The sequence below is a fragment of the Pseudoalteromonas sp. SR45-5 genome, assembly GCF_014163565.1.
Classification (GTDB): domain Bacteria; phylum Pseudomonadota; class Gammaproteobacteria; order Enterobacterales; family Alteromonadaceae; genus Pseudoalteromonas; species Pseudoalteromonas distincta.
Map to the genome: position 1 here is coordinate 1 of NZ_JACJDN010000417.1, position 3666 is coordinate 3666.

Sequence of the window (3666 nt, forward strand, 5' to 3'; positions counted from 1 at the left end):
AGCGTTGTTATCTTTAAATGGCATTTCAATTGTGTACGTTAATGCTTTGAATTCTTCAGCCGTAGCTGATGAACCTACCGTTAGGTTAGCTTGACCTGGCTCATCTTTTGGATAGCCATGCTCATCTTGAAACTCAGGTGTAATAGTTAAAAGCGCAGCTTTAAAGCTATCTTCTAAACCTTTTAAGCGTTCATCGTAACTTGGAATACCTTCACTGCCTGCCACAAAGTTATATGGGATAGCTTCATCGCCGTGTATGTCTAAGTGCATATCTAAGCCAGCTTCGCGCATTTTATTAAGCACTAAGTAAACCTCAGGGCTATTTTCCATGCTTGGTGTTTGCCATTCACGGTTTAAGTTAACACCTTTAGCGTTAGTACGAAGATGTCCGCGTGCGCTACCGTCTGGATTCATATTAGGCACAACGTAAAAAACTGCTTTTGATAGAAGCGCAGCTGCATGTGGGTCTTCGTCATCAAGAAGTTTGTGCAGTAGACCTTCAACATACCACTGCGCCATTGTTTCACCTGGGTGTTGACGTGCTGTGATCCAAATGGTTTTCTTGTCTTCACTTGGCTCACCAATTTTAAGCACACTCATATCGCGGCCATCGAGTGTTTCACCAAGCGTTATTAATTGGCAAGCGCCTTGGCTTTGTGCCCAAGATAATAAATCTAAATGGCGGTCGTAACTGTATGGCGCAAAGTAAGCAAAATATACGCTGCCGCACTCTGGTTCAATTTCAAAGCTTAATGTGCCATTTTCATAGCTTGATGGTACACGAAACCATGTTTGGCGGTCATATGATGCAACGGCTTGGTACCCTTCCCAACCATCTGGGTAAGCTGATTTATCAAGCTCATTAATATTTAACTTATGCAATTGGTACGGTGTTGTTTCAAGACGAAAGTGAAACCACTGATAAAATTCAGACTGGTGATCTTTATTAATTTCTAATTGAATATTTAAAGGATCGGTGGCTTCAATAACTTTGATATTACCACTGTCGAAATTGCTGCTGATTTTCATGAAAAAACCTTTAGGTTGAATAAGTTTATCTGCTTATTAATTCACAGAACTGACATTATTTTATAAATAGTAAAACGAATGTGCATCTTCTTAATTAAAGCCTATCACAAGGCATACGGTTTAAAAATAATACACGACCAAAAAAGCCAGCAACATGCTGGCTTTTAAGTCACTGCAAATAAATTAGCGAGGTAAGCTTGGGAATGACACTTCGGCCATATCGCGCATACAACGAACTACTTGGCAGCTGTAACCAAACTCATTGTCGTACCATACATATAAAACAATACGGTTATCTTCAACAATTGTTGCTTGTGAATCAACAACACCTGCGTAACGGCTACCTACTAAATCGGTAGATACAATTTCCGTTGATGCAGTGTAATCAATTTGATCACGTAAGTCTGAATGAAGTGCTGTATCGCGTAAAAATGCGTTTAGCTCTTCAACTGATGTGCTTGTTGCTAAGTTAAGATTTAAAATAGCTAGCGACACATTAGGTGTAGGTACGCGGATTGCGTTACCTGTTAACTTGCCTTCAAGCTCTGGTAATGCTTTTGAAACCGCTTTTGCAGCACCTGTTTCAGTAATTACCATATTGAGTGCTGCGGCACGGCCACGGCGCTCTGCTTTGTGGTAGTTATCAATAAGGTTTTGATCGTTCGTGTACGAGTGTACAGTTTCAACATGGCCATTATTGATACCAAACTTATCGTTTAATGCTTTAAGCGTTGGTGTAATTGCATTGGTTGTACAGCTTGCTGCACAAACAATTTTATCTTCAGGTAAAATATCTTTGTTATTAACACCATATACGATGTTTTTGATATTGCCTTTTGCAGGAGCTGTTAATAATACTTTTGCAGCGCCCTTACACTCTAGGTGCTGGCCAAGGCCCGCTTCGTCTTTCCAAATACCGGTGTTATCAACAATTAATGCATTGTCGATACCGTATTGAGTGTAATCAATTTCGCTAGGAGAGTTAGCGTAAATAACTTGAATGTAGCTACCGTTAGCTTTAATTGCATTGCGCTCTTTATCAATCGTGATTGAGCCATTAAATGGACCATGAATTGAATCACGACGCAGTAAGCTTGCACGCTTTTCAAGATCCCCATCTTTACCACCACGCACAACAATAGCGCGCAAACGTAAATCTGAATATGGACCTGATTTTTCAATTAATAAGCGCGCTAATAAACGACCGATACGACCAAAACCATACAATACTACATCGCGTGGCTCTTTCGCTGGTGAGTCTGTTATTTCTGCAAGTTCATCTTTTACAAACTCTTCTACTGAACGACCTTTTGCGGCTTCAGTGAACAAATAACTATATGCAAGCTTACCAATATCAATACGTGCTGAGTTTAATTCCATTTTGCTGATAGCTTCTAAAAATGGGAAGCTTTCGCGCAAACGTAATTTAGTGCCTTCAAACTGAGCAACGGTTTTGTGAGATTTGATAATATCGATAGTACTGGCATTTACGAGAGGACGGCCATATACAGCGATTTCGATACCACGATTACGGTAAAGCTTACCAATAATTGGTTGCATGCTTTCTGCGTAATCTTGGCGCTCTTGCCAACTATTTGTGTATTCTAACTCGTGAGATGAGGTCATTTTATTTACCTAAGTTTATCATTTTGAACGGATAGCCTTTAAAAATGCACTATATTTTGAGAGTAATGCACTTCAGGCAGGGCTATTCTAATTTAAACTGAAGTTATTCTCTACTGTTAGGCATTAAATGATTGCGTTAGAATAACAAAGTAAATATTCATTTGGGGTTAAGGAATGCTTAAAAAAGCAAGTGTACTATTGGGTTTGCTAACATTGGCAGGGTGTGAAGAGCCGTTAACACTCGCACAAGTGTGCAAAGAAACACCTGGCTTTTGTAGCGACTTAAACAAAGACAGTCACTGCAAGGATGAGCGTTCTGATGTAATTATCAAACGCTACATAGAATACAAAGACCCTACTGATGAAAATAAATACCAATTACTCAAGGACTTTGAATCTTATAACCAATGCATAACTTTGGCCGCTAAAATTGAACATATTAAGTTAAAAGCTAAAAAAACGTCACGTATTGATGGTCAATTAACGAGTATTAAAGAAATGACTCGGTTATATCAAGATACCCAAAATACAAACCACCCAGGTTTGCTTTACTACCAATGGTCACGAAATAACAACCAAAGTGCGTTGACTAAATTATTGGCTATAGAAAATGATAAAAGTGTAACGCAAAGTGCCGAAATGCAATTTTTTTTAGCATCGTACTATATTAAATTTGATGATGAAAAAACCATTGATTTACTTTATAAAACTCTAGAGCTCAATAAAAAAGACAACATACCGAATCCGGAAGTGTATACATCACTTATTAGTCTTTTTTATAAACATGATAAGTTTAAGCACGCATATATATTTTCTAAAGTAGCGCAAATGTCGGGGATTGAAAATATTGATGTATTTGAAATTGAGCAGAAATTAGTCGCAAATGGTAAAAGCTTAGATAGCCTAGATGTACTTGCAGAGCAAACATTTCAGCAAATAATGGCAGGTGATTTTGTATCTCCTCGAGAGTTTTAATTTATAATCGCAAAAATAACCTAATACCAATCTGCT

The 3666-nt window shown here is 38.2% G+C and carries 3 protein-coding genes; 1 reads left to right on the forward strand and 2 read right to left on the reverse strand.

What is annotated here, in order from left to right; genetic code table 11:
* The coding region (locus tag H5072_RS14350) for a carboxypeptidase family protein (RefSeq protein ID WP_182693901.1) at positions 1 to 1029 on the reverse strand (1029 nt) is incomplete at its 3' end.
* A gap of 183 nt (positions 1030 to 1212) precedes the next feature.
* Entirely contained in the window at positions 1213 to 2655 is a 1443-nt protein-coding gene (locus H5072_RS14355) for a glyceraldehyde-3-phosphate dehydrogenase (RefSeq protein WP_002960684.1), read from the reverse strand.
* 174 nt (positions 2656 to 2829) lie between these two features.
* Here H5072_RS14355 and H5072_RS14360 point away from each other — a divergent pair, with 174 nt between their 5' ends.
* Positions 2830 to 3630, forward strand: a complete 801-nt coding sequence (locus H5072_RS14360) for a DUF2989 domain-containing protein (protein WP_024596170.1) — start codon at positions 2830 to 2832, stop codon at positions 3628 to 3630.
* Positions 3631 to 3666: the final 36 nt, after the last annotated feature.

Bases quoted from the DNA above. Each gene is read 5' to 3' on its own strand.
- H5072_RS14355 (WP_002960684.1), bottom strand. From the start codon at position 2,655: ATGACCTCATCTCACGAGTTAGAATACACAAATAGTTGGCAAGAGCGC.
- H5072_RS14360 (WP_024596170.1), top strand. From the start codon at position 2,830: ATGCTTAAAAAAGCAAGTGTACTATTGGGTTTGCTAACATTGGCAGGG.